This window comes from Pseudomonas marincola, from assembly GCF_900682675.2.
Taxonomy (GTDB): Bacteria; Pseudomonadota; Gammaproteobacteria; order Pseudomonadales; family Pseudomonadaceae; genus Aquipseudomonas; species Aquipseudomonas marincola.
Map to the genome: position 1 here is coordinate 2,936,186 of NZ_LR215729.2, position 26,761 is coordinate 2,962,946.

31 protein-coding genes are annotated in these 26,761 nt (G+C 58.0%); 20 read left to right on the top strand and 11 right to left on the bottom strand.

Going from position 1 to position 26,761, the window contains the following annotated elements:
- Window positions 1-38: 38 nt before the first annotated feature.
- The 4 genes from PMYSY11_RS13680 to PMYSY11_RS13695 all read right to left on the bottom strand — a co-directional run bounded on the left by PMYSY11_RS13680 (window position 39) and on the right by PMYSY11_RS13695 (window position 1,916).
- Window positions 39-323 carry a Rho-binding antiterminator gene (locus tag PMYSY11_RS13680; protein WP_069898892.1) on the bottom strand — a complete coding sequence of 95 codons (285 nt, stop codon included), beginning with the start codon at window positions 321-323 and terminating at the stop codon, window positions 39-41.
- A gap of 61 nt (window positions 324-384) precedes the next feature.
- The gene (locus PMYSY11_RS13685; RefSeq protein WP_150549513.1) at window positions 385-804 is read right to left on the bottom strand and encodes a VOC family protein; all 420 of its coding nucleotides are present in this window, start codon (window positions 802-804) and stop codon (window positions 385-387) included.
- Between the two features lie 43 nt (window positions 805-847).
- Complete coding sequence (locus tag PMYSY11_RS13690; RefSeq protein ID WP_150549514.1) at window positions 848-1,171, bottom strand: putative quinol monooxygenase; 324 nt, start codon at window positions 1,169-1,171, stop codon at window positions 848-850.
- Between the two features lie 70 nt (window positions 1,172-1,241).
- Entirely contained in the window at window positions 1,242-1,916 is a 675-nt protein-coding gene (locus PMYSY11_RS13695) for a type 1 glutamine amidotransferase domain-containing protein (protein ID WP_150549515.1), read from the bottom strand.
- A gap of 108 nt (window positions 1,917-2,024) precedes the next feature.
- On the opposite strand from PMYSY11_RS13695, the gene PMYSY11_RS13700 reads away from it, so the two are divergent.
- Window positions 2,025-2,954 (top strand): LysR family transcriptional regulator, encoded by a 930-nt coding sequence (locus PMYSY11_RS13700; RefSeq protein ID WP_150549516.1) that lies wholly within the window; start codon window positions 2,025-2,027, stop codon window positions 2,952-2,954.
- On the opposite strand, the gene pdxR is transcribed toward PMYSY11_RS13700, so the two are convergent.
- Complete coding sequence (gene pdxR, locus PMYSY11_RS13705) at window positions 2,951-4,417, bottom strand: MocR-like pyridoxine biosynthesis transcription factor PdxR (protein WP_150549517.1); 1,467 nt, start codon at window positions 4,415-4,417, stop codon at window positions 2,951-2,953. The two genes, PMYSY11_RS13700 and pdxR, sit on opposite strands and share 4 nt — an antisense overlap.
- Window positions 4,418-4,506: 89 nt before the next feature.
- On the opposite strand from pdxR, the gene PMYSY11_RS13710 reads away from it, so the two are divergent.
- The 3 genes from PMYSY11_RS13710 to PMYSY11_RS13720 are packed head-to-tail and all read left to right on the top strand — an operon-like array spanning window position 4,507 to window position 6,313.
- Window positions 4,507-5,151, top strand: coding sequence for an FMN-binding negative transcriptional regulator (locus tag PMYSY11_RS13710; RefSeq protein ID WP_150549518.1), 645 nt, complete (start codon window positions 4,507-4,509; stop codon window positions 5,149-5,151).
- Window positions 5,152-5,162: 11 nt separating this feature from the next.
- Window positions 5,163-5,606: a GNAT family N-acetyltransferase gene (locus tag PMYSY11_RS13715; protein WP_150549519.1), complete on the top strand. Its 444-nt coding sequence runs from the start codon at window positions 5,163-5,165 to the stop codon at window positions 5,604-5,606.
- Between the two features lie 14 nt (window positions 5,607-5,620).
- The gene (locus PMYSY11_RS13720; RefSeq protein ID WP_150549520.1) at window positions 5,621-6,313 is read left to right on the top strand and encodes a GNAT family N-acetyltransferase; all 693 of its coding nucleotides are present in this window, start codon (window positions 5,621-5,623) and stop codon (window positions 6,311-6,313) included.
- A gap of 29 nt (window positions 6,314-6,342) precedes the next feature.
- On the opposite strand, the gene PMYSY11_RS13725 is transcribed toward PMYSY11_RS13720, so the two are convergent.
- Together PMYSY11_RS13725 and PMYSY11_RS13730 are read right to left on the bottom strand one after the other, a co-directional pair.
- The gene (locus PMYSY11_RS13725; protein ID WP_090508581.1) at window positions 6,343-7,245 is read right to left on the bottom strand and encodes a chemotaxis protein; all 903 of its coding nucleotides are present in this window, start codon (window positions 7,243-7,245) and stop codon (window positions 6,343-6,345) included.
- A 70-nt stretch (window positions 7,246-7,315) separates the two neighbouring features.
- On the bottom strand, window positions 7,316-7,552 hold the full coding sequence (locus tag PMYSY11_RS13730; protein ID WP_069898910.1) for a glutaredoxin family protein: 237 nt from the start codon (window positions 7,550-7,552) through the stop codon (window positions 7,316-7,318).
- 536 nt (window positions 7,553-8,088) lie between these two features.
- Between PMYSY11_RS13730 and PMYSY11_RS13735 the strand changes: the two genes are divergently transcribed.
- The gene (locus tag PMYSY11_RS13735; protein WP_090508582.1) at window positions 8,089-9,354 is read left to right on the top strand and encodes an OprD family porin; all 1,266 of its coding nucleotides are present in this window, start codon (window positions 8,089-8,091) and stop codon (window positions 9,352-9,354) included.
- A 131-nt stretch (window positions 9,355-9,485) separates the two neighbouring features.
- Here the strand turns inward: PMYSY11_RS13735 and ttcA are convergent, their stop codons facing one another.
- Entirely contained in the window at window positions 9,486-10,310 is an 825-nt protein-coding gene (gene ttcA / locus PMYSY11_RS13740) for a tRNA 2-thiocytidine(32) synthetase TtcA (RefSeq protein ID WP_069898914.1), read from the bottom strand.
- Between the two features lie 227 nt (window positions 10,311-10,537).
- Between ttcA and PMYSY11_RS13745 the strand changes: the two genes are divergently transcribed.
- From PMYSY11_RS13745 to PMYSY11_RS13760, 4 genes are all read left to right on the top strand, one after another.
- Window positions 10,538-11,134, top strand: a complete 597-nt coding sequence (locus tag PMYSY11_RS13745; RefSeq protein ID WP_069898916.1) for a DNA-J related domain-containing protein — start codon at window positions 10,538-10,540, stop codon at window positions 11,132-11,134.
- 165 nt (window positions 11,135-11,299) lie between these two features.
- Window positions 11,300-11,899, top strand: coding sequence for a Yip1 family protein (locus PMYSY11_RS13750; RefSeq protein ID WP_150549521.1), 600 nt, complete (start codon window positions 11,300-11,302; stop codon window positions 11,897-11,899).
- A gap of 109 nt (window positions 11,900-12,008) precedes the next feature.
- Window positions 12,009-12,509, top strand: coding sequence for a SprT family zinc-dependent metalloprotease (locus PMYSY11_RS13755; RefSeq protein WP_150549522.1), 501 nt, complete (start codon window positions 12,009-12,011; stop codon window positions 12,507-12,509).
- Between the two features lie 87 nt (window positions 12,510-12,596).
- Entirely contained in the window at window positions 12,597-13,319 is a 723-nt protein-coding gene (locus tag PMYSY11_RS13760; protein WP_150549523.1) for a S1 family peptidase, read from the top strand.
- 5 nt (window positions 13,320-13,324) lie between these two features.
- Here PMYSY11_RS13760 and PMYSY11_RS13765 read toward each other — a convergent pair whose 3' ends face one another.
- On the bottom strand, window positions 13,325-14,506 hold the full coding sequence (locus PMYSY11_RS13765; RefSeq protein WP_150549524.1) for a CaiB/BaiF CoA transferase family protein: 1,182 nt from the start codon (window positions 14,504-14,506) through the stop codon (window positions 13,325-13,327).
- Window positions 14,507-14,924: 418 nt separating this feature from the next.
- Here PMYSY11_RS13765 and PMYSY11_RS13770 point away from each other — a divergent pair, with 418 nt between their 5' ends.
- Window positions 14,925-15,374, top strand: coding sequence for a hypothetical protein (locus PMYSY11_RS13770; RefSeq protein WP_069898926.1), 450 nt, complete (start codon window positions 14,925-14,927; stop codon window positions 15,372-15,374).
- Window positions 15,375-15,565: 191 nt separating this feature from the next.
- Window positions 15,566-16,564 (top strand): AraC family transcriptional regulator, encoded by a 999-nt coding sequence (locus PMYSY11_RS13775; RefSeq protein ID WP_150549525.1) that lies wholly within the window; start codon window positions 15,566-15,568, stop codon window positions 16,562-16,564.
- Window positions 16,565-16,569: 5 nt separating this feature from the next.
- Here PMYSY11_RS13775 and PMYSY11_RS13780 read toward each other — a convergent pair whose 3' ends face one another.
- On the bottom strand, window positions 16,570-17,745 hold the full coding sequence (locus PMYSY11_RS13780; RefSeq protein WP_069898932.1) for an MFS transporter: 1,176 nt from the start codon (window positions 17,743-17,745) through the stop codon (window positions 16,570-16,572).
- A gap of 228 nt (window positions 17,746-17,973) precedes the next feature.
- Between PMYSY11_RS13780 and napE the strand changes: the two genes are divergently transcribed.
- The 9 genes from napE (at window position 17,974) to lpcA (ending at window position 25,791) form a co-directional block, all read left to right on the top strand.
- A complete protein-coding gene (napE, locus tag PMYSY11_RS13785; RefSeq protein ID WP_069898934.1) occupies window positions 17,974-18,141 on the top strand; it encodes a periplasmic nitrate reductase, NapE protein in 168 nt (55 codons plus the stop codon).
- A 39-nt stretch (window positions 18,142-18,180) separates the two neighbouring features.
- Entirely contained in the window at window positions 18,181-18,441 is a 261-nt protein-coding gene (locus tag PMYSY11_RS13790; RefSeq protein ID WP_069898936.1) for a chaperone NapD, read from the top strand.
- Window positions 18,438-20,942: a nitrate reductase catalytic subunit NapA gene (napA, locus tag PMYSY11_RS13795; protein ID WP_150549526.1), complete on the top strand. Its 2,505-nt coding sequence runs from the start codon at window positions 18,438-18,440 to the stop codon at window positions 20,940-20,942. Before PMYSY11_RS13790 ends, napA begins: the two co-directional genes overlap by 4 nt.
- A gap of 11 nt (window positions 20,943-20,953) precedes the next feature.
- Entirely contained in the window at window positions 20,954-21,442 is a 489-nt protein-coding gene (locus tag PMYSY11_RS13800) for a nitrate reductase cytochrome c-type subunit (protein WP_069898940.1), read from the top strand.
- 11 nt (window positions 21,443-21,453) lie between these two features.
- Window positions 21,454-22,050 carry a cytochrome c3 family protein gene (locus tag PMYSY11_RS13805; RefSeq protein WP_069898942.1) on the top strand — a complete coding sequence of 199 codons (597 nt, stop codon included), beginning with the start codon at window positions 21,454-21,456 and terminating at the stop codon, window positions 22,048-22,050.
- Between the two features lie 98 nt (window positions 22,051-22,148).
- A complete protein-coding gene (locus tag PMYSY11_RS13810) occupies window positions 22,149-22,994 on the top strand; it encodes an EamA family transporter (RefSeq protein WP_150549527.1) in 846 nt (281 codons plus the stop codon).
- 116 nt (window positions 22,995-23,110) lie between these two features.
- Complete coding sequence (locus PMYSY11_RS13815; protein ID WP_150549528.1) at window positions 23,111-23,830, top strand: 4'-phosphopantetheinyl transferase family protein; 720 nt, start codon at window positions 23,111-23,113, stop codon at window positions 23,828-23,830.
- Window positions 23,831-23,906: 76 nt separating this feature from the next.
- On the top strand, window positions 23,907-25,196 hold the full coding sequence (locus PMYSY11_RS13820; RefSeq protein ID WP_150549529.1) for a M18 family aminopeptidase: 1,290 nt from the start codon (window positions 23,907-23,909) through the stop codon (window positions 25,194-25,196).
- Window positions 25,197-25,203: 7 nt separating this feature from the next.
- Entirely contained in the window at window positions 25,204-25,791 is a 588-nt protein-coding gene (gene lpcA, locus PMYSY11_RS13825; RefSeq protein ID WP_150549530.1) for a D-sedoheptulose 7-phosphate isomerase, read from the top strand.
- An 81-nt stretch (window positions 25,792-25,872) separates the two neighbouring features.
- Here lpcA and PMYSY11_RS13830 read toward each other — a convergent pair whose 3' ends face one another.
- A complete protein-coding gene (locus tag PMYSY11_RS13830) occupies window positions 25,873-26,544 on the bottom strand; it encodes a YceH family protein (RefSeq protein ID WP_150549531.1) in 672 nt (223 codons plus the stop codon).
- Between the last annotated feature and the right edge of the window lie 217 nt (window positions 26,545-26,761).

Consider the following 26,761-nt stretch of genomic DNA (forward strand, 5'->3'; position numbering starts at 1 on the left):
GCATTTGCTCAGTAGCATGCAGCCGTGGCTGCGGATGCTCAGTCATCCGTGCTGCAGAACTGCCCGGCTAACTCAATGCGCTTAAACGATGCGCGAGTTTCGGTTGGGGTGATTGCGACTAACCGATCCAGCCGCAATTCAAAAGCGCCCTCGTTATTTTGCAGTTTAAGAAACTCTTCCTTGCTTGGGGCGGTACGTGTGTCGACCGCCCTCGCCTGCAAGGTGCTGCCGTCATCGAGCTCAAGCAACAGCTCATAGCCATGCAAACAGGCGATTTCCAGATAATCATAGAGATCACAATTCAGCGGTTTGTAGGTGCTCATGGCAAACTCCGCTTCGATACTTTGCAGGCCCGCAAGTTGCTCAAACTGGCGCGAGCGCCGGTTACCACTTACCGGTGTTGGCCATCGATTTCCAAGGTTCTGCAAGCGCCAGTGGCTCACCTGCCTGAAGCAATTCGATGGAGATATTATCCGGCGAGCGGACAAAGGCCATGTGGCCGTCACGCGGTGGCCGGTTGATGGTCACGCCGTGATCCATCAAGCGCTGGCAAGTGGCATAAATATCATCGACGCGATACGCCAGATGGCCAAAGTTACGGCCTTCGCCGTACGGCTCAGGGTCCCAGTTGTAGGTCAATTCAACCTGCGCTTCGTGATCACCGGGCGCGGCCAGAAATACCAGCGTGAAGCGGCCTTGCTCGCTTTCGTGGGTTTTCAGCAATTCGAGCCCAAGCGCATCGCGATAGAAGCGCAGTGACTGCTCGATATCGGTCACGCGGACCATTGTATGTAGGTATTTCACAAGTTTCTCCAGTCAGGGGCTGTCTGAGAATAGCCAGACAGGTTTAAACCTTGGCGCTGATTGAGCGATAAGGCTGGGCATTCACCGAGCTCGATAAACGCACCTCAACCGGCGCTGCAATCCACTCGCCGACCTGAGCGCGATAGCCTTTGTAGTGCTCGCTTTCGCGGTGCGCTTCAACCGCAGCCATATCGTCGTAAATTTCGAAAATATCAAACACGTTGGCATCGTCAGCACGCACGAACAGGTCGTAGCGCTGGTTGCCCGCCTCGGCGCGCGAATGGCTGACCATCAATTGCAGCGCCTTTTCCATGGTTTCGCGGTGTTCTGGTTTAACAGTAACGGTGGCAAAAATAGCAACGGTCATGAAAATCCTCCTGAATTCAATACGCCAAAAGCGCCAGGCACGGGCCTGACGCTTTCACTACAGACAAGGCTTAAAGCAGTTTCATCAGCGCTTCGGCAGTTGCATCCGATGAGCCGGGGTTCTGCCCGGTAATCAACAAGCCATCAACTTCGACATGGCTCTGCCAGTCATCGCTGCGGCTGTACAAACCGCCATTGCCTTTAAGCATATCTTCTACCAGAAATGGCACCACATCGGTCAACTGCACGGCCTCCTCTTCACTGTTGCTGAAGCCGGTGACCTTCTTGCCCTTAACCAGCGGCTGCCCATCGGCAGCTTTGGTGTGGCGCAGCACGGCCGGCGCATGGCACACCGCCGCAACGGGTTTGCCCAGCGCCTGGAAACGCTCGATCAGGGCAATCGACTTCGCGTCTTCGGCCAGATCCCACAGCGGGCCATGGCCGCCCGGGTAGAAGACCGCATCGAAGTCTTCGGCTTTCGCTTGCTCAAGCTTGACGGTGTTGGCCAAGTCTTTTTGCGCCGCCGGGTCCTTGTCAAAACGCCGCGTGGCATCAGTCTGTGCGTCATCCGCCGCGCTGTTCGGGTCAATCGGCGGCTGGCCGCCCTTGGGCGATGCCAGCGTCAGCTCAACGCCGGCGTCTTTGAATACATAGTAAGGGGATGCAAATTCTTCGAGCCAGAAGCCGGTTTTATGGCCAGTGTCGCCAAGTTGATCGTGGGACGTAAGCACCATCAGAATCTTCATGTTGATTGCCTCCAGCGGCTAAAGCCAGGTTCGGTTTAAGTTGTGAGGATGATAGCCACACACCTATCATTCGAAAATTCAAAAGAAGTAATTACTGGTATCCAAATTTTGAATATCGTAAATAAAGACCTCAATCTGCTGCTGGTGTTCCATGTGCTCTATCAGGAGCGCAGCGTGTCGCGAGCCGCCGTGCGCATGGCTATCAGCCAACCGGCGCTGAGCCATAAGCTTAATAAGTTGCGCCATGAATTGGCCGATCCCTTGTTTGTGCGCGCACCGCGTGGCCTTACGCCAACGCCCCGTGCACACGAGTTGGCGCCAGAGGTGCAACGGCTGGTAGCCGCGCTGGAGTCATTTTACGATCAGAGTGAAGGCCGCGACTTCCTCACCCGCACAGAGCACATCCACCTCTACACCACCGACTACATGGAGCAAACCCTGCTGCCGGGCCTGTTGCCGCGCCTGCGCAGTCAGGCGCCGAATCTGGTGCTGATCACTCACAATACCCGTGGATTATTACCCCGCGAAGAACTCGAGAAAGGCACCTGTGATCTGGCCATTGCCGGTTTTTTTGCCGATCTGCCGGATACATTTCGCCAACAGCGACTGCTCAGTGAAGACTTCGTCGTGCTGGCCTCAAAGAGCAATCAACAGCTGGCAGGCGACCTTGATATGCAAACGTATCTGGCCTGCGAACACCTGCTGACCACGCTCACCGGCGACCTCAACGGCATTGTCGATCGCGCACTTGAGGCCAACGGCTTGAGCCGCAAAGTGGCTGCGGGTTTATCCAGTTTTCTGGCACCGACCCGGCTGATTCGCGGCACGGATTTACTGCTCACCTGCTTGCGCTCAATCGGTGAGGAAGCCATCGCCCGCGACCCGGATTTACGCCTGTATCCGCTGCCGCTGCCATTGCAGCTGCCCACTGTCGAGGTGATGCAAATCTGGCATGAGCGCACCGATGCCGATCACCTGCGCCGCTGGTTGCGTCAGCAGATCCAAGCGCTGGCGAGCGAATTGCACGCTGGCCGCTAGTCTGCCCACGCACGGCTCAAGGCCTGTAGCGCGCGCTCAATATCTGGCTCAGCGACTGCCGCAAACCCCAACACCAGCCCGGCCCGCTGCGCCTCGGGCGGGGTGCTTTCAGGCAGCCAGTAACTGCTCAGGCCATTGACCTCTACACCGACGTTGGCCGCGCGTTCAATCAGTTCACGCTCACGCTCGACGCTGCTCACGCGCACGCACAGATGCAGCCCTGCATCGACGGCGGGCATGGCAGCGCAGCCGCGAATATTCTTCGGCCAGTGTGCCAGTAGCGTGTCGCGCCGACTGCGCGCGGCCGTACGCATGCGCCGGATATGCCGCTGAAAATGGCCGCTGCTGATGAACTCGGCCATCACCGCCTGCGTGCCGATTTCGGAGTGGCGAATGTCCAGTGCCCGACGGCGGGAAAATGCCTGCGCCAATGCAGGCGGCAACAGCAGATAGCCGAGTCGTAACGCCGGAAAGGTGATCTTGCAGAAGGTGCCGACGTACAACACTCGCCCCTGCCGGTCGAGTGCGGCCAATGGCGCAAGTGGCGTGCCGTTGTAGCGGTACTCGCCATCGTAATCGTCTTCGATAATCCAACCATCGTTACGCTCGGCCCACTCCAGCAACTCAAGACGGCGTTGCAGGGACAACGTCACACCAGTTGGGTATTGATGCGATGGCGTGAGATAGACCAACCGGCAATTCTCGACGCCCGCTAATTGCGCGGTATTCAAGCCGTCCGCATCAACTTCGATGCCTTGCAGTTGAGCGCCCGCAACGGCCAGCGCATGCCCTGCAGCGCGATAACCCGGATTTTCGACCGCGACCTTATCGCCGTGCTGCACCAGCAGTTGAGCACACAAGCTGATGGCTTGCTGGGCGCCACAGGTGATGACGATTTGCGCCGGATCACACGGCAAGCCACGGCTGTTGCGCAAGTAGGCGGCGATCAGCTCTCGCAACTTGCGATCACCCGCTGGGTCGCCATACCCAAGCCGGGCAAAATCCGGCTTGCGCCAGAACTTGGCCGAAAGCCGCGCCCAAGTCTCGAAGGGAAACAAGTCAAACGCTGGAACGCCTACCCGAAATGCGCGCGGGGCCCCGGCTGGCGGCAATGGTAAATAGTGATTCTCTAGTTGCTGCACGGCTGCGCTTGGCGCTGGGCTATCGGCAGTGTTGGGGGTTACCGGCGAAATCGCCGCCAGGTCGGCAACGTAGGTTCCATCGCCCACTCGCCCCTGTATGTAGCCTTCGGCGTAGAGCTGATCGAGTGCACGGGTCACGGTGTTGCGTGAAATTCCCAGCACACCGGCCAAATCCCGACTGGCCGGCAAGCGTGCGCCGCTAGGCAGGCGTGCATCGAGAATCCGTTCACGCAGCGCCTCATACAACTGACGCGCCAATGCGCGGCCCGGCTTTAAATGGATGCCCGACAAATCGACCGGCAGGAGTGGCGCAACCGTCATAAATTGGCCCTACGAAATTGGCAGATAATGGATCTTACAACAGACCATTAACTTGCATAGCATGAATCCACCAATACGGAGCCAGTGCCATGTATATACCCAGCGCCTTTCGTGTGGACGATATCCACGCGTTGCACAACGCCATCGACAACAGCCGGCTCGCCACCGTGATCAGCCAGGGGGCTGAAGAACTTCAGGCCAGCCAACTGCCACTGCTGTTGGTCCCTGATGAAGGCCCGCACGGCACGCTTTATGGCCATTTCGCCCGTGCCAATGGCCACTGGCGCGAACTCGCTGAAAACCCTTCGGCATTGGTGCTGTTCACTCCGGCCGATGCTTACGTCAGCCCCAGCTGGTATCCGGCAAAAGCGGCGCATGGCAAGGTCGTCCCAACCTGGAACTACATCAGCGTTGAGGTGCGCGGCAAAGTTGAAGTGTTTGAAGACAAGGAGCGCCTGCTGCAACTGGTCAGCCGCCTGAGCCAGCGCCATGAAGCCGGCCGCCCGCAACCGTGGGCCGTAAGCGATGCGCCGTCCGATTACATCGACAGCATGCTGCGCGCCATTGTCGGCTTCGCCCTGCCCATCGAGCGCATCGAAGGCAAATTCAAGCTGAGCCAGAACCGCGATATGCCCGACCGCATTGGGGTCAGCACCGGCCTGAATCAAAGCGCTGATCCGCGTGATGTCGAATTGGCTGGGCATCTCGGGCAAACCTTTTCAACCAAACCATAAGCGAGCCGTTCATGACCGTCGAAATCCGCCTCGTCAGCCCAGCCGATCACGCCAACTGGCTGGTGCTTTGGCAGGGCTATCAGCAGTTCTATAAAACCGAGATCAGCGCTGAAACCAGCGCAATCACCTGGCAGCGTTTTCTCGACGCCAACGAGCCGATGCACGCGGCGCTGGCCTGGCAGGACGGCAAGGCGGTGGGCATGGTGCACTGGATTTATCACCGCTCGTGCTGGACCACGGGCGATTATTGCTACCTGCAGGATCTTTTTGTGGACGCGGCGCAGCGCGGCAGTGGCGTGGGTCGCCAACTGATCGAGCGTGTGTATGCCGAGGCCAAAGCGGCTGGCGCATCGCGGGTTCACTGGCTCACACACGAGACCAATACCGACGCCATGCAGCTTTATGAGCGCATTGCCGATCGCTCCGGTTTCGTTCAATACCGCAAACTTTTCTAAACAGGAACAGCGCTATGTACAACCCGGAAAAAATCGACTGGCAACCTGCCCAAGCGCCGTCTCGCCAACCGCTGCAGGGCCACTACGTGCGCCTTGAACCCCTTGATACCACGCGCCATGGCGATGATCTTTGGCAAGCCCTGCAAGGCCCGGAGGCCGACCCCGTGCTGTGGGATTATTTGCCTTACGGCCCGTTCCCGGAGCGTGAGGCATTCAATACGTGGCTGGCAGGCCATGAAGCCAGCCGTGATCCGCTGTTCTTTTGCGTGATTGATCTGGCATCAAACAAAGCCGTCGGGCTGCTCAGCCTGATGAGCATCGTGCCGAAAGACGGGCGTATCGAAATTGGCCATGTTGCGTTTGGCGCACCGATGCAACGCACAATCGGCGCAACGGAGACTTTCTGGTTGCTGGCGAGCCTGGCCATGGATACGTTGGGCTACCGGCGCCTGGAGTGGAAGTGCAACGCCAATAACGCCCGCTCGATGCGCGCAGCCGAGCGCCTGGGCTTTCGCTATGAAGGCACGTTCCGCCAGCACATGGTGGTCAAGGGTGCGAATCGGGACACGGCGTGGTTTTCGATCATCGACAGTGAATGGCCAGACTGCCGTAGCGCGTTCAGCCAATGGCTGAGCCCGGCCAATTTCGCCGCCGATGGCGCTCAGCTAAAGCGCCTGGATGAACTGCGCAACGCGCCCTCAAACTAGGCGCGAAGTCACTTCCGGGCGGCCTCGTTTCAGGCGTTGGCCGCCGTTTCAGCGACGCGCTTGCAGGCCCGGACCAGCGCCTGACTGAGATCGACCGCCGAGAACTTGGTCAGCACATCGTTGGCCCCGACGCTGTGCGCGCGGGCTGTGTTCATGGTGCTGTCGAGCGAGGTATGCAGCAACACGTAAGTATGAGCAATACTCGGCCGCTGGCGAATTTCACTGACCAGACTGTAGCCATCCATCTCCGGCATCTCGATATCCGAAACCAGCACCTCAATCGGCGTGCCCGCGGCCTCTTCATCAAGCAACAGTTGCAACGCGGCAGCGGCGCTGCGGACCGCCTGACACTCAAGACCCAGCTTGCGCAGGGTGATCAGGGTTTGCTGCAGAGCCACGTGCGAGTCATCGACCACCAGCACGCGACATCCCTCGATCAGGTTGCGTTCGCTGCGGGTCAGCTGCTGTTCATCAAGCTCTTCCGGCAAGACCGGCGCGATTTCATGCAGGACTTTCTCGATATCAAGCACCTGCACAATGGTGCCGTCGATCTGTGTCACACCCGTAATGAAGGCGCGTGCGCCAGTGCCTTTGGGAGGCGGCCGCACATCGCTGGTCGCGCACTGAACAATCCGCTCGACACTCTTAACGTGTAACGCCTGACGCGAGCGGCTGAGCGCGGTAACAATCAAACACCCTTCCTGGCTGTCATTACCGCCCTGCTCGCCGACCGCGCGGGCCAGATCAATCACGTTCAGCGGTGCGCCGCGCAAGGTCGCGACGCCGCGCACATGCGGGTGGCGGTTAGGCAATTTGGTCAGGGTTGGACACGGAATAATCTCATTAACCTTGAGCAGGTTGATTCCCAGCAAACGACCACTGTGCAGCCGAAACAACAACAGCGACAATCCATCGGTCAATGCTGCACTCATTCCCTACTCTCCTTAACTCGAATTCTGCGTTTGCAGGCTGAGCCTTGCCAGCCTTTGCAGCGACAACGCTTCAGCCCAGAAAGGCAACGATCTGTTCGGCCTCGAAAGGCCAGTTCAACTCCGCGCCGGTATCAACCCGGCGCAGCACCGGAATACTCAACGCGTATTGCTCAACCCACTCTTCGTGCTCGGCAATATCGATCAACTCAACCAACAAGCCATGCTCCACAAATGGGATCAGCATGGCCTCGGCGACTTCACACAAATGGCACCCAAGGGTGCCGAACAACTGACATTCAGGGAGCATCAGCCTCCCCTCCACTGACAAATCAACAGGCTTGCAGTTTAGCACTGCAGACCCCGCCGGCACTGCACCAACCGGGCTGATAATAGTGAATACAACGCGCCTTAATAATCAGCAGCGGTGATGCGAATCAAACAAGTCTTATTTAGATACTCACATCATCTTGCGGCGCATTAACGGTTGATTAATGCCAGATTTCGCTAACCCTACAGCGCCGTGCAACAGGACTGATTAACTCACTGTTGCCGTCTGATCAGACTCATCTGAATAGCGCTACTTACATATATGTAGCGGCCCGAACCAATAAAACTTTAATCGCTGATAATTGCAGTAACTTGTGCGCTAACTGTCACAGCCCCACGCTAGAGCCGGCGGTGCCTGCAGGCAACGACCTACCAGTCATCAGATGACTGCTTGATTAGCGCATGCTCACTACTAAAGTCTAAATGCCAGTGATTTCAACCCGTGTTTTATTTCAGTGCGTGATAGATGGGCCATAAATAACAAGACCTGCACACACCATCGTGGAGAAAATAATAATGCGTACAACTTCTCTCGCCCGCGCTGTGGCTCTCGCCACATTAGGGGCCAGCATGACGTTACCCACTCTTGCCCATGCCGAATTTATCAAGGACAGCAAGGCCAGCGTAGAGCTGCGTAACTTCTATCTGAACCGCGACCTGCGTGATACCACGCCGGCACAGCAGAGCAAACGTGAAGAATGGGCACAGGGCTTCCTGTTCAAAGCTGAATCGGGCTATACCGAAGGCACCGTCGGCTTCGGCCTTGATGCGTACGCAGGGCTGGGCCTGAAACTCGACTCCTCGCCAGATCGTGCAGGCACCAACCTGCTGCCGGGCAGTTTTGGTAACAAGGCACCGGATGATTACTCCGATGGCTTTGTCACCGGCAAAGTTAAAATTTCCAAGACAGTCGGCAAAATCGGCGGCCTGACGCCCAAGCTGCCAATCCTCTCTGCCAACGACTCACGCCTGCTGCCGCAGACCTTCCTCGGTGGTCACATCAACTCGATGGAAATCGAAAACCTGACCTTTGATGGCGGTATCATCAAAGAGCTGAATCAGCGCGATTCGACCGACTTCGAAGACCTCAGCATGACTGGCGGTGGCAAGCGCAATATCTCTTTCGGCAGTGGCGGCAATCAGGGTGATGACCTGAACTTCGCCGGGTTGTCGTACAAATGGAACAACCTGACCACCACCTATAACTACGGCCAACTGGAAGAGCTGTACACGCAGCACATCTTCAACGTTGTGCACGTACTGCCGATTGCCGACAAACAGAGCCTGAAAACCGATCTGCGCTATGCGCGTTCCAATGACGACGGCTCAACCAACGTCGACAACGATGCCTACGGCGCAATGTTCACCTACGCGCTGGGCTCTGCCAGCATGGGCCTGGGTTACCAGAAAATGACCGGCGATACCGGTTACGCCTATGTCAGCGGCAGTGACCCGTTCCTGGTCAACTATGTACAGATCGGCGACTTTGCCAACAAGGACGAAAACTCATGGCAGGCGCGGTTTGACTACAACTTTGCCGGCGTGGGGATTCCCGGCCTGACCTTTATGACGCGCTACCTGACCGGCGACAATATCGACCTGATCACCACCCCAGGCGAAGGCAAGGAGTGGGAGCGCAACACGGATATCGCTTACGTGATTCAGGAAGGCCCGGCGAAAAACCTCGGGTTTAAATGGCGTAACGCGACCGTGCGTAATAACTTTGCCAATGATCTGGACGAAAACCGTCTGATCATCAGCTACACCCTGCCGCTGTATTGATCGCAGGGCGTTAGTTAAACGTATGGCCAAAATCCACGGGGAAATTAGCGTGGGTTTTGGCCACTACCTGCAAGGCCAGACACCGCAATCGGTCTGATCCGGCAAGAGACTCCCACCGGATCAAAGACGCGCTAGATATTCATCACGTTAAGAACACGCGATGCCGCGCTGTCATCAATCTTCAAGCTGGCGAAATCAAACAGGTTGCGGTCCGCCAACTGTGAAGGCACCACATTGCCCAGCGCACGGAACATGATTTCGGTGCGACCAGGCGATTTGCGTTCCCACTCCTGAAGCATTTCCTTGACCACCTGACGTTGCAGGTTTTCCTGCGAGCCGCACAGGTTACACGGGATGATCGGGAATTCCTTGAGCGTCGAGTACGCTTCAATATCCGCCTCGTTACAGTACGCCAGCGGGCGAATCACCACGTTCCGGCCGTCATCGGCGAGCAGCTTCGGCGGCATGGCTTTGAGCGTGCCGCCGTAGAACATGTTCAGGAAGAACGTCTCGAGGATGTCATCACGGTGGTGCCCAAGCGCCATTTTGGTTGCACCAATTTCATCGGCAAAGGTGTACAGCGTGCCGCGACGCAAGCGTGAGCACAGCGAGCACGTGGTCTTGCCCTCCGGGATTTTCTCCTTGACCACCGAGTAGGTGTCTTTCTCGACGATGTGATACGGCACACCGATCGACTCAAGGTAGGCAGGAAGCACATGCTCAGGGAAACCCGGCTGCTTTTGGTCCATGTTGACCGCAACAATCTCGAACTTGATCGGCGCCACTTTCTGCAAATGCAAAAGCACATCCAGCATGGTGTAGCTGTCCTTGCCGCCCGAGAGGCACACCATGACCTTGTCGCCGTCTTCGATCATGTTGAAGTCGGAGATCGCTTCGCCAGCCTGACGACGCAGACGCTTTTGCAGTTTGTTCTGATTGACCGAGAGGGTGCCCATGTACGCAGGAGTCCGGAGTTAGGTGCTAAAGGCGGGCATTTTACGCAGAAACCGCGACAGACCCCAGCCCATTAATCAGGATCCAGCACTTATTGCCCTCCCCGGCACGGCGAGTGGCTCTGGTCGGCAGCATTTTGGGTGAAAGTATTTCGCCTGAAAATGTGCCGCAGCTGGCATTTTTCACGCGGTTTCACTGGCCAATAAGCTGTAAATGCTAGGCTCAAGGCATGACTGAAGATTTAGATCCACGCCTTGAGCTATCGGAGCAGGTGCACGCACTGCTGCTCGAAACGCCCGCTGGGCTCAGTGAATATGCCCTGATCCAGTTGCTCAAAGAGCGCCACTCAAGCCACATCCCCAACCTACCGCTCACCGATAAGCTGGTGCTTTTTCGCACCCACTTTCTGGTTTTCAATGCGCTCTACATCCTGCGCGACCAACTCTGGGCCGAGCAAAGCGGCGCGCTGCTGATCAGCCCGCTGCACATCGAACTACAAGCGTACAGCAGCGGTGCACGTGCGCTCAGCGAGCATGACCCTTTGCGTGAGTACTATCTGGATCTGAACAACTTGCGCGACACCGACGAGGCTGAGGTCGAAAAGCTGCTAACCAGTTTCTGGACTCGTATCCGCGGCGGCGATGAGAAGATTGCCGCACTGGAACTATTCGAGCTGCATGAAGCCAAACACGCCCTCGACCTGAGCACCATCAAACATCGCTATCGTCAGTTGGTCAGTCAGCATCACCCGGATCGCGGCGGCAATACAGAGCGGTTGCAGACCATTAACAAGGCGATGGAAATACTACAGCGCTATTACAGCTAGCGTTCAAATACCAATTTGCTCTAATCAGCTGGCCTCTTGTTTGTTAATCCGGTGCCATACTGCGTCATACGGTCGCAGTTGATTTGGCCCGTACTCGGTTTTGCTGCCTACGCAACCCGAGCGCTCCGCCGGGGGGCGACCGCATAAAAAGAGGAGGTGCCTGGTATGATCCACCACGTTTGGGGGCTCTTCACCCATCCCGACCAAGAATGGCAAGAAATTCGTGGCGAGGAGGAAAGCATTAGCCACATGTATCTCACCCACGTCCTGATTCTCGCGGCGATCCCCGCGATTTCAGCCTATATCGGTACCACCCAGGTTGGCTGGTCGATAGGCGGACGAACACCGGTGATGCTGACCGAAGGCAGTGCAGTTTCAATGGCCATCATGAGCTACCTGGCAATGCTTGCAGGGGTTGCCGTGATGGGGGCATTCATTCACTGGATGGCGCGTACATACGACTCCAGCCCGAGCTTCGCCCAATGCGTAGTATTTGCTGCATACACTGCAACCCCGCTGTTCATAGGAGGTTTGGCGGCGCTTTATCCGCACTTGTGGCTGGGGATGCTGGTGGGTACCTGCGCCATTTGCTACACGGTTTACCTGCTATATGTGGGCATACCGACCTTTATGGGCATCCCGTCAGATGAAGGCTTCATGTTCTCAAGCTCGGTACTTGCAGTCGGCCTGGTCGTGCTGGTGGCGATGATGGCCAGCGCCGTGATTCTCTGGGGGCTGGGCGTAGGTCCGGTGTACACCAACTAGTTATAAAACCTTTTCAACGAAACCACCTGCGGGTGGTTTCGTCGTTTTAGGCTGCCAGCAACCGCAAGCTTGGGCATAATTGACAGGCACTCACTCACTGCTGGATACCATGCCCGAACAGATTCTCGCCCGCGTCGAAGCCTGCTACCAGCAAGCAGAAGCCTTCTTCAAAAAACCATTTTTGCGCCCCGAGGTCAGCTTCAAACTGCGCGGGCAAAAGGCCGGCGTTGCTCACCTCACAGAGAACAAATTGCGCTTCAACCCCGAGTTGTACCGCAATAACCGTGAAGACTTCCTCAAGCAGACCGTCGCCCATGAAGTGGCGCACCTGATTGCCCATCAACTCTTTGGCTTGAGCATTCAGGCACACGGTGAGGAATGGCAATTGATCATGCGCGGGGTCTACGAGTTACCGCCCAATCGCTGCCACACCTACGAGGTAAAACGGCGTAAGGTCAACCGCTTCATCTACCGCTGCGCGTGCCCGGCGCCTAAAGACGAGTTCCCTTTCTCGGCGCAGCGTCATGGTTTGGTCAGCAAAGGCCGGCGTTATTTCTGCCGGCGCTGCAAGGCAACACTGAACTACAGCGGCGAACAACGCATCGAATAATCGTCATCCTGCTCACTTAGGCTGACGGTAAGCAACCTGCAACCCACTGGTGTGCAGGCACGCCTCTCTTCAGACAAGGATCTGCCGATGATTGAATCCATCCTGCTAACGGCTGCGCGCCTGACCACGTTTGCCCAGAGCACGCTACTCACCAGCGCCAGCGGCTTTTACTTTGAGCGCGATGAACGCCTGTTTCTGGTGACCAGTCGCCACGTCGTCAGCGAGACCGGGCACAATCCGGATCGGCTCGAAATAGAGATTCATACCAATGCCGAGAACATGGCCGAGTCCACCGGCTTCTCGATCCCGTTGTATCAGAACGGCAAAAGTATCTGGCGTCAGGCTCAGGATGGCACCGGCGATGTTGATGTCGCAGTCATTGAACTTGATCGCAGCGCCCTGCCCGCCAGCATGGTTTATCGCGCGTTCAAACCCGAGCATCTGGAATACTCCGAAGAGCAAGCCGAGGTAGGCAACTCTTTATTGGTGGTCGGCTTTCCGCTGGGCTTTCACGACACCTTGCACCACTTGCCAGTCGTACGTCAGGCAACTATTGCCTCATCTTTCGGCCTGCGCTTTCAGGGCCAGGGTTACTTCCTCAGTGACGCCCGCACGCACCGCGGTATCAGCGGTGCCCCGGTGGTGATGCGCACGCCAGAATCTGCTGCACTCGGCGGCCTGCCGTACATTCTGCTCGGCATTCACTCGGCGCGGCTGGATGTCGGCACCCGCGACCTGCACGCCGATGAGGCGCTGGGGCTTAATTGCAGCTGGTATGCCGATATCCTTATGACGTTAACCGAGAATTAGTCCGCTCAGGCGACTGCCCCAGAGGCTTTCAGCTCACTGATTTGCGCCTCGCTGTAACCCAGCGCCTGCAACACCGCCACCGTATGTGCGCCAACGGCTGCGCCAATATGGCGCGGCTGCGGCAAGCCGGCAGAGAACTTTATCGGGCAGGCGATCTGGGTCTGGCTGTGTTCCGCGTCCACTGGCACCTGCACGGTCACTCCGCGCGCCTTGAGCTGCGGATGCTCGAGCGCTTCGCTGATTTTGAGCATGGGTTCGACGCAGGCATCGAGTGCCGCAAAGACCTCGCACCAATCGGCAAAGTCACGCTTCTCGAATTCAATCTCAATCGCCCGTTTAAGGCTGGCCTGATCTTCGGGTTTCGGCGACAAGCCCATGCGCGCCAATTCAGGCTTGCCGATGGCCTCACAGAACTGTTGCATGAACTGCGGCTCCAGACTGCCGACAGAGAACCAGCGACCATCGCGGCTGCGGTAATAATCGTAGAAACTGCCGCCATTGAGCACCTGATTCTGCATGTCCGGCTCGACTCCGGCCGCGAGAAAACCGGCCCCCGACATACCGTGCAGGCTGAATGAGCAGTCGGTCATGCTGATATCAACATGCTGCCCTTCACCACTGACCTGACGCTGGATGACGGCCGCCAGCAGTCCCATCACACCATGCAGCGAACCGCCGGCGATGTCGGCCAACTGCACACCCAGCGGCAGCGGCCCGCTCTCTTGACGTCCGGTGTAACTGGCCACACCAGACAACGCCAGGTAATTGATATCGTGACCGGCGCGCGCCTTGAAAGGGCCGGTTTGACCGTAACCGGTGATCGATACGTAAATCAGCTTGGGGTTGATGGCTTTGAGCGCCTCATAGCCAAGCCCCAGTTTCGCCATCACACCGGGGCGAAACTGCTCCAGCACAATGTCGTACTCGCTCACCAACTGCTTGACCAGCTCAACCGCCTGCGGCTTTTTCAGGTCCAGAGCAATGCTGCGCTTATTGCGATTCAGGTAGGCGTGGCTGGCCGAAACGCCGTCTACGTGCGGCGGCAGAACGCGAACTAAATCAGCCCGTGTCGGCGACTCGACACGCAGCACCTCAGCGCCCATGTCGGCCAGTAGCAGCGAGGCAAATGGCCCTGGCAGCAGGGTCGAGAAATCCAGAATTTTCAGTGAAGCCAACGGCCCGTTCATGGCGTTTCCTTGGTTCTGCCAATACGTTTACGTACAGGCTGGATAAAGACATCGCGTGCAATCCGATAAGGGCAAGGTTGCGTCAGTGTGCAATCGCGCAGCAGCAAATCAACCGCCGATGTAACGACTGACGTTTTCCCGTGCGGCAAGCCTGCGTTGAAGCATGCAAACCTTTCAATAGCATCTGTGCGCTCTGCACAGCAGATTAGGCGGCGCAGCGCACTCACTCAATGACTCATCTGCTCAGGCTCGATTGACGCATTCGTTCAGGCGATAATGGCCGCCGCGCAATCCAGGCATTGGCGCAGGCGCTGGCTTAATCACCCCGCAATGGTTGAAAATACCCGCCATCGCCCGAACCCACCGAGTTGCAAGACCGCAGCTCGCTGCAAAATTTTACCGACAACGGAGGATCCATATGCGCTCTGAACGAGCCCCGACCTACAGCCCACTTCCCGCAAAGCTGGTTGGCGCATTGATGCTGATAGTGGGAATTGTCCTGCCGAGCGCAGGGATTTATCTGGGCTTGCTCGAACAATCGTGGTTCTTTCTGGCACACGCGTTATTTTTTGTAATCACCAGCGTGCTGCTGTTCAAAACCCATCCGGGCGCTATCGCGGTCTATGCCCTGGGCATGATTATCTGCACCGCTTGGGCCGTTGCCGAAGTGCACCTCGATCAAATGCGCCTGCTGCCGCGCCTGACCATGTGGTTCGTGTTTGGCCTGATATTGCTGCTGCCCTGGGTCCGTCGCCCGCTGCACCCGAAAGTGGCGCCGGTAGCGGTTTTGCTGCTGACGCTGGCCGTGGTGACGACCGCAACGGTCGCGGTGCTGAGCCAGCTGTACATGATGAATATTCTGCCCTGAGCTGAACCGTTCGTGGCTTATCGTGACTGCGGCTGCCTGCCCGTCACGATAGGCCAGCAATGGCTGCATCCCCCGCAAAATCCCGCTGCACACGCACGCATCCGCCGCAGTTGCCGGCAAATATGCCAACACCCTTGTTGCAAGCACATCCGCATGGCTAAGATCGCAGGGTTTTAACCCGGGATAGGCGAATGCGCGAGCGCTCCATTGCCAGTCATTTCGTGCGAGCCGCCTTGCGTGGCGCCGAGATGCACGGCCACGATTGCCACCTCTTGCTGCGTCAGTTGAATATTCAGCCGGCACTGCTTGAAGAGCCGCGTGCGCGATTGGCGCCCGAGCAATTCACCCAATTGATTCGCCTGTTGTGGGAAACCCTCGACGACGAATACCTGGGCTTTGGCGTGCAACGCAGCCGACGCGGCACATTTGCGATGATGTGCCACGCAATCATCAACTGCCGCTCACTGGAAAAAGCCCTCAGCCGGGGGGCATTGTTTTATGGCCTGTTTGCCGACGCTCCCGCAATCACGCTGAATATTGTGGGTGACAGCGCCGAGTTGAGTGTGGATGGCAGCCAACTGAATGACCCGGATCACTTTCTGCTCGAAAGCCTGCTGGTGATCTGGCATCGGCTGGGCAGTTGGCTGATCGGCCAGCGCATCACGCTCGAACATGTCAGCTTTGCCTACAGCGAACCCGCACATGCCAGCGAGTACGAGCTGTTATTCCCCTGCCCACGGCAGTTTTCAGCCGCGCACACCACGCTGCGTTTTCACCGGCGTTACCTGAACATGCCGCTGTTACAGGATGAACGCACCCTCAAACATTTTCTGCTGCGCTCACCGGCAGACTTGCTGGCCCGCCCGCACGGCGGGCACACGTTGGGCAGCCAGATTCGGCGCTTGCTCGGCCGCGATTGCACGCAATGGCTCGACCTTGAATGCGTCGCCAAACATCTGCACATGAGCCCGCAAACCCTGCGCCGGCATCTGCGCGAAGAAGGTTGCAGTTTTCAGGAGCTAAAGGATCAGCTGCGCCGCGACCTGGCGATTTATCACCTGGGGCGCGACGAACTGTCGATTCAGGCCATCGCCGAGCAGTTGGGTTTTTCCGAACCCTCGGCGTTTCACCGGGCCTTTAAAAAATGGACGGGCCTTACGCCGGGTAACTACCGCGCGCAAGAATCCTGAGACGCTTACAAGCGTCGTGCGCGCCAAGCGGCGACGATGAACAAACACGCCAGCACACCGAGCAATGGCAACCAGCCAAAATGCTGCCAAACATAACCGGCCGCGTAACCCACCACACTCGAGCCCAGATAATAGGCGCACAGATACAGCGCCGAAGCCTGTGCCTTGGCGCCGTTGGCACGCTGACCGACCTGGCCACTGGCCACTGCATGGGCCGCAAAGAACCCCAACGTAAACAGGCCCAAGCCGATAACCACAGCAAACAGATGGGTAGAGGCGCAGAGCAAGACGCCCACCAGCATGATGCCGATGCCACTTTGCAGCACTTGGCGAGCACCGAAACGTGGCACCAGACGCCCTGCCCAACCGGCGCTCAAAATGCCCATCAGATACACCGTGAAGAGCATGCCGATAACCGTTGAGGACAGATTGAACGGCGCGGCGGCCAGGCGAAATGCAACGTAATTGAACAGCGCGACAAAGCCGCCCATCAGCAAAAATGCCAACGAGAACAGGCAGCGTAAATCACGGTTTTGCAGGTGCATGGCAAAGTTGTTGAGCAAGCCGCGAACCGACAATGGCTGCGCGTGGAAATGCCGTGAAGGCGGCAGCAGCCAGGCAAAGCTGATCAGCGCCAGCACACCCAACACACCAATTCCGCCCAGCGCCCAATGCCATCCACCGAGGTCACTTAACAGACCAGCCAAGAGCCGCCCGAGCAGACCGCCCAGTGCCGTGCCGCCAATGTACAGCCCCATCGCGGCGGGCAGAGCTTGCGGGTCGAACTCCTCGCCAACATAGGCCATCGCCAGCGCGGGCAACCCACTCAAAGCCAGGCCGAGCAATGCGCGAAACAGCAACAACAGGTCCCAACTGGTGACGAATGCGCAGGCAATCCCCAGCACACTGGCAATCCCTAATGCGCCCAGCATCACCGGCTTGCGGCCCCAGCTTTCGGCCAGCGCTCCCGACACCAGCAGGCACAGGGCCAAACTCATCGTGGTGAGCGATAACGCCAGACTGCTGGTGGCAGCCGACACCGCAAACTCTTCAGCCAGCAGCGGCAATAACGGCTGCACGCAATAGAGCAGCGCGAAGGTCGCAAATCCTGCACAGAACAGCGCCAGAGTTGCCTGGGTATAGGCGCGGGTTCCTTGTTTCAGGTGGTGTGATTCGGGCATTGACTGATCCATTGATAGAGATCACTTAGGGCAGGATTCAAGCCGCTAATTATGACCGAAAGTGGCGCGCCAGTGGGCGTCTCAATGGTTCATGGGCAACACCGGAGGTGCAAATAGCCTGCCCTGTAGCGAGTTTCATGCAGACCGTTTGTCGGTGATCAGGCAGGCCAATCGATTTTTCCAAAGGGGCAACTAAGCTGATAACAACAGCAAACGGAGTCTGACTACATGGACCAGACGAATCAAAATAATGCTGACAAAGGCAAAGAAACGCGCCTGTTTCTATTCCTGATTATCTGCCTGTTTCCCGTTCTCGCCGTTGCCATTGTCGGTGGCTATGGTTTTTTTGTGTGGTTCTTGCAAATGCTCGTGGGGCCTCCCGGTCCGCCCGGTTGATAGCAACCGAAAGCGCCCTACACATTGCGGAGCATATCCATGCAAGAAACCCTGCACATAGCCAGTTTACTGGTGCACGCACGTCCCGAATTATTCGCGCAGGTGAAAGCCAACCTGCGCCTGTTGTCTGACCTCGAACTGCATCAGGAAAGCCCGCTGGGCAAGCTGGTGGTGGTAATCGAGGCGGAAAACGAAAGCCAGATTCTCAAGCGTATCGATCAAATCAGTAATTTGCCGGGTGTGCTCAACGCCGCTCTGGTCTATCACGAAATACTCTCCCCGGAAGGAGAATCCCAATGAGCATGACCCGTCGCGAGTTTGCCAAAGCCCAGGCCGCTGCAATTGCCGCAGCAGCTGCCGGGATGCCGATTGTGACCTCGGCAAGCAATCTGGTTACTGAAGCAGACATGACTACCCTTGACTGGAACAAGGCACCCTGCCGCTTCTGCGGCACCGGATGCAGCGTGATGGTCGCCACCAAAGACAATCAGGTCGTGGCCACCCACGGTGACGTCAAGGCCGAGGTCAATCGCGGCCTCAATTGCGTCAAGGGCTACTTCCTGTCGAAGATCATGTACGGCGTCGACCGCCTGACCAAACCGATGCTGCGCATGAGCAACGGCCAGTACGACAAGCAAGGCGAGTTCGTCGAGATCAGCTGGAACCAGGCCTTTGACATCATGGCCCAGAAGTACAAGGAGACCATCAAGGCCAACGGGCCTGAATCGGTCGGCATGTTCGGCTCCGGACAATGGACGGTGTGGGAAGGCTACGCCGCCAACAAACTGATGAAAGCCGGATTTCGCAGCAACAACATCGACCCCAACGCGCGCCACTGCATGGCCTCGGCAGTTATGGGCTTTATGCGCACCTTCGGCATGGACGAGCCAATGGGGTGTTACGACGACATCGAAGCCACCGACGCCTTCGTGCTGTGGGGCTCGAACATGGCCGAGATGCACCCGATTCTGTGGAGCCGGGTCACTGACCGGCGCCTGAGCCACCCCGAGGTCAAGGTTGCCGTGCTCTCGACATTCGAGCATCGCAGCTTTGAGCTGGCCGATATTCCGATGGTGTTCACCCCGCAAACGGATTTGCTGATTCTCAACTACATCGCCAATCACATCATCGAGTCCGGCGCAGTCAATCAGGACTTTGTCAGCAAGCACACCAAGTTTGCCAAGGGCGCCGACGACATCGGCTATGGCCTGCGCGCCGATAATCCGCTGGAGATGCAGGCCAAAAACGCCGACAAGGCCAACACCTGGACCGACATCTCACTTGAGCAGTTTGCTGAATTCGTCAAACCCTACACGCTGGACCGCGCGGCCAAGGAAAGCGGCGTCCCGGCTGAGCGCCTGCAAGCACTGGCCGAGCTCTACGCAGACCCGAAACGCAAAGTCGTGTCGTTCTGGACCATGGGTTTCAACCAGCATACCCGTGGTGTGTGGGCGAATAACATGGTCTACAACATCCACCTGCTCACCGGCAAAATCAGTGAGCCTGGCAACAGCCCATTCTCCCTGACCGGCCAACCGTCAGCGTGCGGTACGGCCCGCGAAGTCGGCACGTTCTCCCACCGCCTGCCAGCAGACCTGGTGGTGAATAATCCCAAGCACCGCGAAACCGCAGAAAAAATCTGGAAAATCCCGGCTGGCACCATTCAGGAAAAGCCTGGTTTTCATGCCGTGCAACAGAGCCGCATGCTCAAGGACAACGTGCTCAAAGTCTATTGGGCAATGGCCAGCAACAACATGCAGGCCGGCCCCAATATCATGCAGGAAACCTTGCCGGGCTGGCGTAATCCCGACGCCTTCGTGGTGGTTTCCGATCCGTACCCGACTGTGTCAGCGCAGGCAGCCGACTTGATTTTGCCGACCGCCATGTGGGTGGAAAAAGAAGGCGCTTACGGCAACGCCGAACGCCGCACGCAGTTCTGGCATCAACTGGTTAGCCCGCCCGGCGACGCCAAGTCCGACCTTTGGCAGTTGATGGAGTTTTCCAAGCGCTTCACCACCGATGAAGTCTGGCCTGCTGAGCTGCTGACAAAAGCGCCGGAGTTCAAAGGTAAAACACTGTTCGATGTGCTCTACAAAAACGGCAATGTCGACAAATTTCCCAGTGAAGACCTGGCCGAAGGTTACCTCAACGATGAGGTCAAGGCGTTTGGCTTCTATGTGCAAAAAGGCCTGTTCGAGGAATACGCCACCTTCGGGCGCGGCCACGGTCACGACCTTGCCCCATTCGATGATTACCACGTCGCACACGGCCTGCGCTGGCCGGTGGTGGATGGCAAAGAGACCCGCTGGCGTTATCGCGAGGGGCTGGACCCCTATGTCGAGAAAGGCAGCGAGGTGCAGTTTTATGGCAATGCCGACAACAAGGCGATCATTTTCGCCCTGCCCTACGAGCCCGCAGCCGAGTCTCCGGACGAGGAATATCCGTTCTGGTTATGCACCGGTCGGGTGCTTGAGCATTGGCACACCGGCAGCATGACCCAGCGCGTGCCGGAACTGCACAAGGCCGTACCGGATGCCGTGGTGTATATGCACCCCGAAGATGCCAAGGCGATGAATGCCCGACGCGGCAGCGAGGTCAAGGTCATCAGCCGGCGTGGTGAAACACGTGCCCGGATTGAAACACGCGGGCGCAACAAGCCGCCTCAGGGTCTGGTTTTCGTGCCGTTCTTCGACGCCAGAAAACTGATCAACAAAGTCACTCTGGATGCCACCGACCCGATCTCCAAGCAAACCGACTACAAGAAGTGTGCGGTGAAGATCGAACTGGTCAAAATGGCCTGAGGAATTCAGTCATGAGTTATCGCCTACTGCCGTTGATGCTACTCGCCGTGTTCGGCCTGGCTGTTGCCAGCGACCTCAACTATCCACTTGATGCGCCGGCGCCGGATAGCCGGCGAGCCGGTGGCACCATCAGCGAAAGCCTACCTGCGCCCGAACTGAGTGTGACCGAAAACAAAGACCTCAAACGCGAACGCAATTACCCCGAGCAGCCGCCGACCATTCCGCACAGCATTCGCGGCTATCACCTCGATAAAAACAGCAACAAATGCCTGAGCTGCCACAGCCGCGCCAACAGCGAGCGCAGTCAGGCGCCGATGATCAGCATTACGCACTACATGGACCGCGACGGTCAGCCACTGGCGGCGGTATCGCCACGGCGCTACTTCTGCAATCAGTGCCATGTTACGCAAAAGAATGCCCCGACCCTGGTCGAGAATAATTTCGAAACCATCGACCAGTTACTGGAAAAGCAAGCCGCTGAATCGGCGAAGAAACCCTAAGGAGAGGCGTCATGAAAGCATTGCTCGCCTTACTCAAGGACTATTGGGGCGTACTGCGTCGGCCCAGCGTGCATTACAGCCTGGGATTTCTGACCCTGGTCGGTTTTATTTCCGGAATTATTTTCTGGGGCGGATTCAACACGGCGCTGGAGGTGACCAACACCGAGGAGTTCTGCACCTCCTGCCATGAAATGCGCGACAACGTGTTTGTTGAACTCAAGGACACCATTCACTACAGCAACCGCTCAGGCGTGCGCGCCACCTGCCCGGACTGCCACGTGCCGCATAAATGGACCGACAAGATCGCACGCAAGATGCAGGCTTCCAAAGAGGTCTGGGGCAAGATTTTCGGCACCATCAACACCCGCGAGAAGTTTCTGGCTCACCGCCGCGAATTGGCCGAGCACGAATGGAAACGGCTCAAGGCGAATGACTCGCTGGAATGCCGCAATTGCCACAACTTCGATTACATGGACTTTACCAAACAGGGCAAACGCGCCACGCAAATGCACTCAACCGCACTGGCCAGTGGCGAGGCAACCTGTATTGATTGCCACAAGGGCATCGCCCACAAACTGCCCGACATGAGTGGCGTGCCTGGCTGGTAAATTCAGCGATACTGGTTCTTTACAGGATTGAATTTGCCGTGTGAAAGTCCTTATGCCGCTGTGCAATATCTGCAGGCTGCGGCATAAGGACGTTTACGTTGGACATCTGGGTCTTCCTCGCCGTTATTCTCGCAGCCGCCTTGCACGCTGGCTGGAACGCACTGCTTAAAATTGGCCTCGACCGCTACCTGACCGCCTCGCTGATTCAGATAAGCGCGGGCATCGCGGCGTTGCTGGCAGCGCCATTCGTGGCATTCCCGTCGAGCGCCGCGTGGCCGTGGATCGGCCTGTCGGCGTTGCTGCACATCGGCTATAACCGGTTTTTATCCTCGGCCTACCAACACGGCGATCTGGGCCAGGTCTACCCGATAGCCCGCGGCAGCTCGCCGCTGATTGTCGCTGCTCTATCGGTATTTTTGCTCCACGATCACCTCAGCAGCGGTCAATTACTGGGCTTGCTGATTCTGGTCGCCAGCATCTGGCTGATGGCCTTTTATGGCGGCAACCGCCACGCTCCGATGAATCGGCCACTGCTGATCAACGCACTGCTCACGGCGGCCTGCATCGCCGGCTACACCTTGAGCGATGCAGCAGGCGCGCGACTTAATCAGGATGCATTGTCCTATTCGATCTGGCTGTTCATCACCAACGGCGTGGTCACCGCACTGGTGCTGGCCCTGTTGCGCGGCCCAAAGGTGTTTCTCACATTGCGCGGCCATTGGCGTGACGGCTTTATCGGCGGCGTGATGTCGATGCTGGCTTACAGCATTGTGATCTGGGCCATGACGCAGGCGCCCGTGGCGCTGGTGTCGGCCATGCGCGAAACCAGCGTGGTATTTGCCCTGCTAATCGGCTGGCTATTACTCAAGGAAACGCTGCCGATTCGACGCCTCTTCGCCTGTGGCGCGATCATGGCCGGGGTCATGCTGATGAAGGTGTTCTGAGTCATTTGCCCGTTGAACCATTTGTTCTGTCGCCTCAGGCCAATCTGGCCAACCAGGCCCTGTAAACCCTACTTAAGCGACTGGCTTAGCCCGCCTGCGCCATGCAAAATACGCCAATGATCAATAGCCCCGAAATGCCCGCCTGTTGTAGCGACCTGAGTCAGCACTGGCCATTCCCGCAGCCGTTAACCGACGTGGTGTTGACCAGTTGCCACTTCGACCCTGCGCAATTGCTGGCAGAAGACTTTGCACGCTGCGATATCGCGCCGGTGCGCGGCGTCGCCAAGCGCCAGACCGAGTATCTGGCCGGACGCCTGTGCGCCCGCCAGTCGCTGCTCAGCCTGACGGGTACAGCCAGCGTGCCTGCAGTGGGCACCGATCGGGCGCCGCAGTGGCCAAGCGATGTATGCGGCTCGATTACCCACGGTCAAGGCTGGGCCGGTGCAATTACCGCGCGCCGCTCCGAGTTTCGTGGGCTCGGCATAGACGCCGAGAAACTGCTGCCAGCGCAACGCGCCGAACGCCTCTGCGCGGAAATACTCACGCCCAATGAACTCAAGCAACTGATTGGCTTGTCTGATGAGCAACGCGCCTGGCGCATAAGCCTGACGTTTTCGATCAAAGAAAGTCTGTTCAAGGCCCTGTATCCGCAGGTGCTTACCCGATTTTATTTCCACGACGCCGAACTCATCAGTGCCGATGCCAGCGAAAGCGGCGCCGCGCGGATGCGCCTGCTGATCGATTTATCCGAGCAATGGCCTGCGGGTAGCGAGTTGGCCGGCCAGTTCAGCCTGGTAGCTGAACATGTGCTGAGTTTGATCAGCATCCCAGCGTGAAGCAGCAAGCCCTGTTGAGCCCAGCGAAAAACCGGCAAATCCTATAAACTCGGGGCATTGCTGCCCGGAGTGCTCTATGCGTGACGAACTCAACCAAGGCCTGATCGATTTCCTGCAGGCCTCGCCCACCCCTTTCCATGCCACCGCAAGCCTGGCCATGCGCCTTGAAGCTGCCGGTTATCAGCGCCTCGATGAGCGCGAAACCTGGCGCACCGAAGCCGGTGGTCGCTACTACGTAACCCGTAACGATTCCTCAATTATCGCCTTCAAACTTGGCAAGCGCTCGCTGGTCGAGGGCGGTATCCGCCTGGTCGGCGCGCACACCGACAGCCCGTGCCTGCGCGTAAAGCCGCATCCCGAGTTGCAACGTCAGGGTTTTTTCCAGCTCGGCGTCGAGGTGTATGGCGGCGCGCTGCTGGCGCCGTGGTTCGACCGCGACTTGTCTCTCGCCGGGCGCGTGACCTTCCGCCGAGACGGCAAGGTCGAGAGCCAGTTGATCGACTTTGAATTGCCGATTGCCACCATCCCCAACCTGGCCATTCACCTCAACCGTGAAGCCAATCAGGGCTGGGCGATCAACCCGCAAACCGAATTACCGCCAATTCTTGCGCAAATTGCCGGCACCGAGCCTGCTGACTTCCGTGCGCTGCTGGCCAGCCAACTGGCGGGCGAACACAGCCTCAATGCCGACGCTGTGCTCGACTACGAGCTGAGCTTCTACGACACCCAGCCCGCTGCGGTTATCGGTCTGTCACGCGACTTCATTGCCGGTGCCCGCCTGGACAACCTGTTGTCCTGCTACGCCGGTTTGCAAGCCCTGCTCGACTCCGCCGACAGCGAAACCTGTGTGCTGGTGTGCACCGACCACGAAGAAATCGGTTCAAGCTCAGCTTGCGGCGCCGACGGCCCGATGCTGGAGCAAGTGCTGCGCCGCCTGCTGACCGACGAAGACGCCTTTGTGCGGACCATTCAACGCTCGTTGCTGGTCTCGGCCGATAACGCCCACGGCGTGCACCCCAATTACCCGGATAAGCACGACGCCAACCACGGCCCGAAACTTAATGCCGGCCCGGTGATCAAGATCAACAGCAACCAACGCTATGCAACCAATAGCGAAACAGCCGGTTTCTTCCGCCATCTGTGCCTTGAGAACGAAGTGCCGGTGCAGAGTTTCGTGGTACGCAGCGACATGGCGTGCGGCTCGACCATCGGCCCGATTACCGCCAGCCAGCTAGGCGTGCGCACGGTCGACATCGGCTTGCCAACCTTTGCCATGCACTCGATCCGCGAGCTGGCGGGCAGCCACGATCTGGCACACCTGGTGACTGTTCTGAGTGCATTCTATTGCAGCCCTGAGCTGCCTTGAGGTCCACATGATCGAACATATTCGTAACAGCTTGCTGGAGGCGCAAACCGCGCTGAACAACTTCATCAACAATGAGCAAACCCTGCGCAATATCGAGCAGGCTGCACAATTGTTGGTGAACAGCTTTGAGCATCAGGGCAAGGCGTTTTCCTGTGGCAACGGCGGTTCGATGTGCGATGCCATGCACTTTGCCGAAGAGCTGACCGGGCGTTACCGCAATAACCGTCCGGGTATTGCGGCTGTGTCGATCAGCGACCCAAGCCACATCAGCTGTGTGGCCAATGACTTCGGCTACGACTTCATCTTCTCGCGCTATATCGAGTCACACGGGCGCAGCGGTGACGTGCTGATCGCCATCAGCACCAGCGGCAAAAGCCCTAACGTGTTGAATGCGGCAGAAGCGGCAAAGAAGCTCGGGGTCAAGGTCATCGGCATGACCGGCAAGCCCGGCTCCAAGCTAGAAGCACTGGCCGACGTGTGTATCTGTGCGCCAGGCGGTGATTACGCCGACCGCGTGCAAGAGCTGCACATCAAGGTGCTGCACATTCTGATCGAGATGGTCGAGCGCAAGCTCAGCCCGCAGAATTACGTTTAAGGCTTAGCACTCAAGCGATTTAGCGCTGAAACCCGTGCGCCGTTGAACAAGCGACGCACGGTTTGCCTTCCGGCAAGCCCACTACTCCAACGCGGCAAGGCGCTCCTCAAGCTCGGCGATTCGCGCCTCCAGTGCTTGCAGGCGCTGCTCATAGGCTGGGCTGGCAGCGGCCTGACTGGTGTCTGCCGAGGCGGCTCGGGCTTCGACGGCGGCCTGAAAGTCAGCAGGCTCACCCAGTAAATGCATGTAGCGATCTTCACGCTGGCCGCTCTGGCGCGCCACCTGACACGCCATGCCCCGGGTTATCAGACGGTCGATGCCTTGCTGCACGTGCTCGATATCATCAAAGGCAAACAGCCGGCTGCTGCGGGTTAGCAGTTCATTGAGCGTTTGTGGCCCGCGCAACAACAGCAAGCCAACCAGCGCCACCTGCGGCGCAACCAGTTCCAGGGTTTTATCGGCGCGATGCTCCCAGCGGTCGGCGCGGCTGCCCATCTGCAAACGTGCCAGCCCGCGCGCCTCCAGGCTGCGCAAAGCCTGCCCGACAGGCCCCGGCGCAAGGTTCATGATCGGCTCGCGGCTGGTCTTCTGATTACAGGCCAGCACCAGCGCATTGAGTGTCAGCGGATAGGCCTCTGGCGTGGTCGCCTGCTTCTCTATCAGGCAGCCCAACACTCGCGCCTCGACAGCTGAAAGCTGCACGGCGTCGTCAGCGGTTTCAGCCGTATCGGCATCCAGGGTTTGATCATTCATGGCAGTTCTCGCTCAGTCGGAGTGCACCTAGACTATCCTGAGCGCGGGATGGATGAAACGCTGAAAAGCGACGTTTGCTGATCTTGGCTGATGTGCGTCACCCAAGACTGGCTGCGGTTGTGCTAGAGTCCGCCGCTTATTTTTGCGCCCAAACCCAACAGGCGCAGCACATAACTAGATGAGCACTGCCAAAAGCAGTCAGGCGTTCATCCGAACC

What these genes read in the sequence shown, in the direction of transcription:
- PMYSY11_RS13680 (WP_069898892.1), bottom strand. Translation starts at nt 323, where the DNA reads ATGAGCACCTACAAACCGCTGAATTGTGATCTCTATGATTATCTGGAA.
- PMYSY11_RS13690 (WP_150549514.1), bottom strand. Translation starts at nt 1,171, where the DNA reads ATGACCGTTGCTATTTTTGCCACCGTTACTGTTAAACCAGAACACCGC.
- PMYSY11_RS13695 (WP_150549515.1), bottom strand. Translation starts at nt 1,916, where the DNA reads ATGAAGATTCTGATGGTGCTTACGTCCCACGATCAACTTGGCGACACT.
- pdxR (WP_150549517.1), bottom strand. Translation starts at nt 4,417, where the DNA reads ATGACGGTTGCGCCACTCCTGCCGGTCGATTTGTCGGGCATCCATTTA.
- PMYSY11_RS13710 (WP_150549518.1), top strand. Translation starts at nt 4,507, where the DNA reads ATGTATATACCCAGCGCCTTTCGTGTGGACGATATCCACGCGTTGCAC.
- PMYSY11_RS13715 (WP_150549519.1), top strand. Translation starts at nt 5,163, where the DNA reads ATGACCGTCGAAATCCGCCTCGTCAGCCCAGCCGATCACGCCAACTGG.
- PMYSY11_RS13720 (WP_150549520.1), top strand. Translation starts at nt 5,621, where the DNA reads ATGTACAACCCGGAAAAAATCGACTGGCAACCTGCCCAAGCGCCGTCT.
- PMYSY11_RS13725 (WP_090508581.1), bottom strand. Translation starts at nt 7,245, where the DNA reads ATGAGTGCAGCATTGACCGATGGATTGTCGCTGTTGTTGTTTCGGCTG.
- PMYSY11_RS13730 (WP_069898910.1), bottom strand. Translation starts at nt 7,552, where the DNA reads ATGCTCCCTGAATGTCAGTTGTTCGGCACCCTTGGGTGCCATTTGTGT.
- PMYSY11_RS13735 (WP_090508582.1), top strand. Translation starts at nt 8,089, where the DNA reads ATGCGTACAACTTCTCTCGCCCGCGCTGTGGCTCTCGCCACATTAGGG.
- ttcA (WP_069898914.1), bottom strand. Translation starts at nt 10,310, where the DNA reads ATGGGCACCCTCTCGGTCAATCAGAACAAACTGCAAAAGCGTCTGCGT.
- PMYSY11_RS13745 (WP_069898916.1), top strand. Translation starts at nt 10,538, where the DNA reads ATGACTGAAGATTTAGATCCACGCCTTGAGCTATCGGAGCAGGTGCAC.
- PMYSY11_RS13750 (WP_150549521.1), top strand. Translation starts at nt 11,300, where the DNA reads ATGATCCACCACGTTTGGGGGCTCTTCACCCATCCCGACCAAGAATGG.
- PMYSY11_RS13755 (WP_150549522.1), top strand. Translation starts at nt 12,009, where the DNA reads ATGCCCGAACAGATTCTCGCCCGCGTCGAAGCCTGCTACCAGCAAGCA.
- PMYSY11_RS13760 (WP_150549523.1), top strand. Translation starts at nt 12,597, where the DNA reads ATGATTGAATCCATCCTGCTAACGGCTGCGCGCCTGACCACGTTTGCC.
- PMYSY11_RS13765 (WP_150549524.1), bottom strand. Translation starts at nt 14,506, where the DNA reads ATGAACGGGCCGTTGGCTTCACTGAAAATTCTGGATTTCTCGACCCTG.
- PMYSY11_RS13770 (WP_069898926.1), top strand. Translation starts at nt 14,925, where the DNA reads ATGCGCTCTGAACGAGCCCCGACCTACAGCCCACTTCCCGCAAAGCTG.
- PMYSY11_RS13775 (WP_150549525.1), top strand. Translation starts at nt 15,566, where the DNA reads ATGCGCGAGCGCTCCATTGCCAGTCATTTCGTGCGAGCCGCCTTGCGT.
- PMYSY11_RS13780 (WP_069898932.1), bottom strand. Translation starts at nt 17,745, where the DNA reads ATGCCCGAATCACACCACCTGAAACAAGGAACCCGCGCCTATACCCAG.
- napE (WP_069898934.1), top strand. Translation starts at nt 17,974, where the DNA reads ATGGACCAGACGAATCAAAATAATGCTGACAAAGGCAAAGAAACGCGC.
- PMYSY11_RS13790 (WP_069898936.1), top strand. Translation starts at nt 18,181, where the DNA reads ATGCAAGAAACCCTGCACATAGCCAGTTTACTGGTGCACGCACGTCCC.
- napA (WP_150549526.1), top strand. Translation starts at nt 18,438, where the DNA reads ATGAGCATGACCCGTCGCGAGTTTGCCAAAGCCCAGGCCGCTGCAATT.
- PMYSY11_RS13800 (WP_069898940.1), top strand. Translation starts at nt 20,954, where the DNA reads ATGAGTTATCGCCTACTGCCGTTGATGCTACTCGCCGTGTTCGGCCTG.
- PMYSY11_RS13805 (WP_069898942.1), top strand. Translation starts at nt 21,454, where the DNA reads ATGAAAGCATTGCTCGCCTTACTCAAGGACTATTGGGGCGTACTGCGT.
- PMYSY11_RS13815 (WP_150549528.1), top strand. Translation starts at nt 23,111, where the DNA reads ATGATCAATAGCCCCGAAATGCCCGCCTGTTGTAGCGACCTGAGTCAG.
- PMYSY11_RS13820 (WP_150549529.1), top strand. Translation starts at nt 23,907, where the DNA reads ATGCGTGACGAACTCAACCAAGGCCTGATCGATTTCCTGCAGGCCTCG.
- lpcA (WP_150549530.1), top strand. Translation starts at nt 25,204, where the DNA reads ATGATCGAACATATTCGTAACAGCTTGCTGGAGGCGCAAACCGCGCTG.
- PMYSY11_RS13830 (WP_150549531.1), bottom strand. Translation starts at nt 26,544, where the DNA reads ATGAATGATCAAACCCTGGATGCCGATACGGCTGAAACCGCTGACGAC.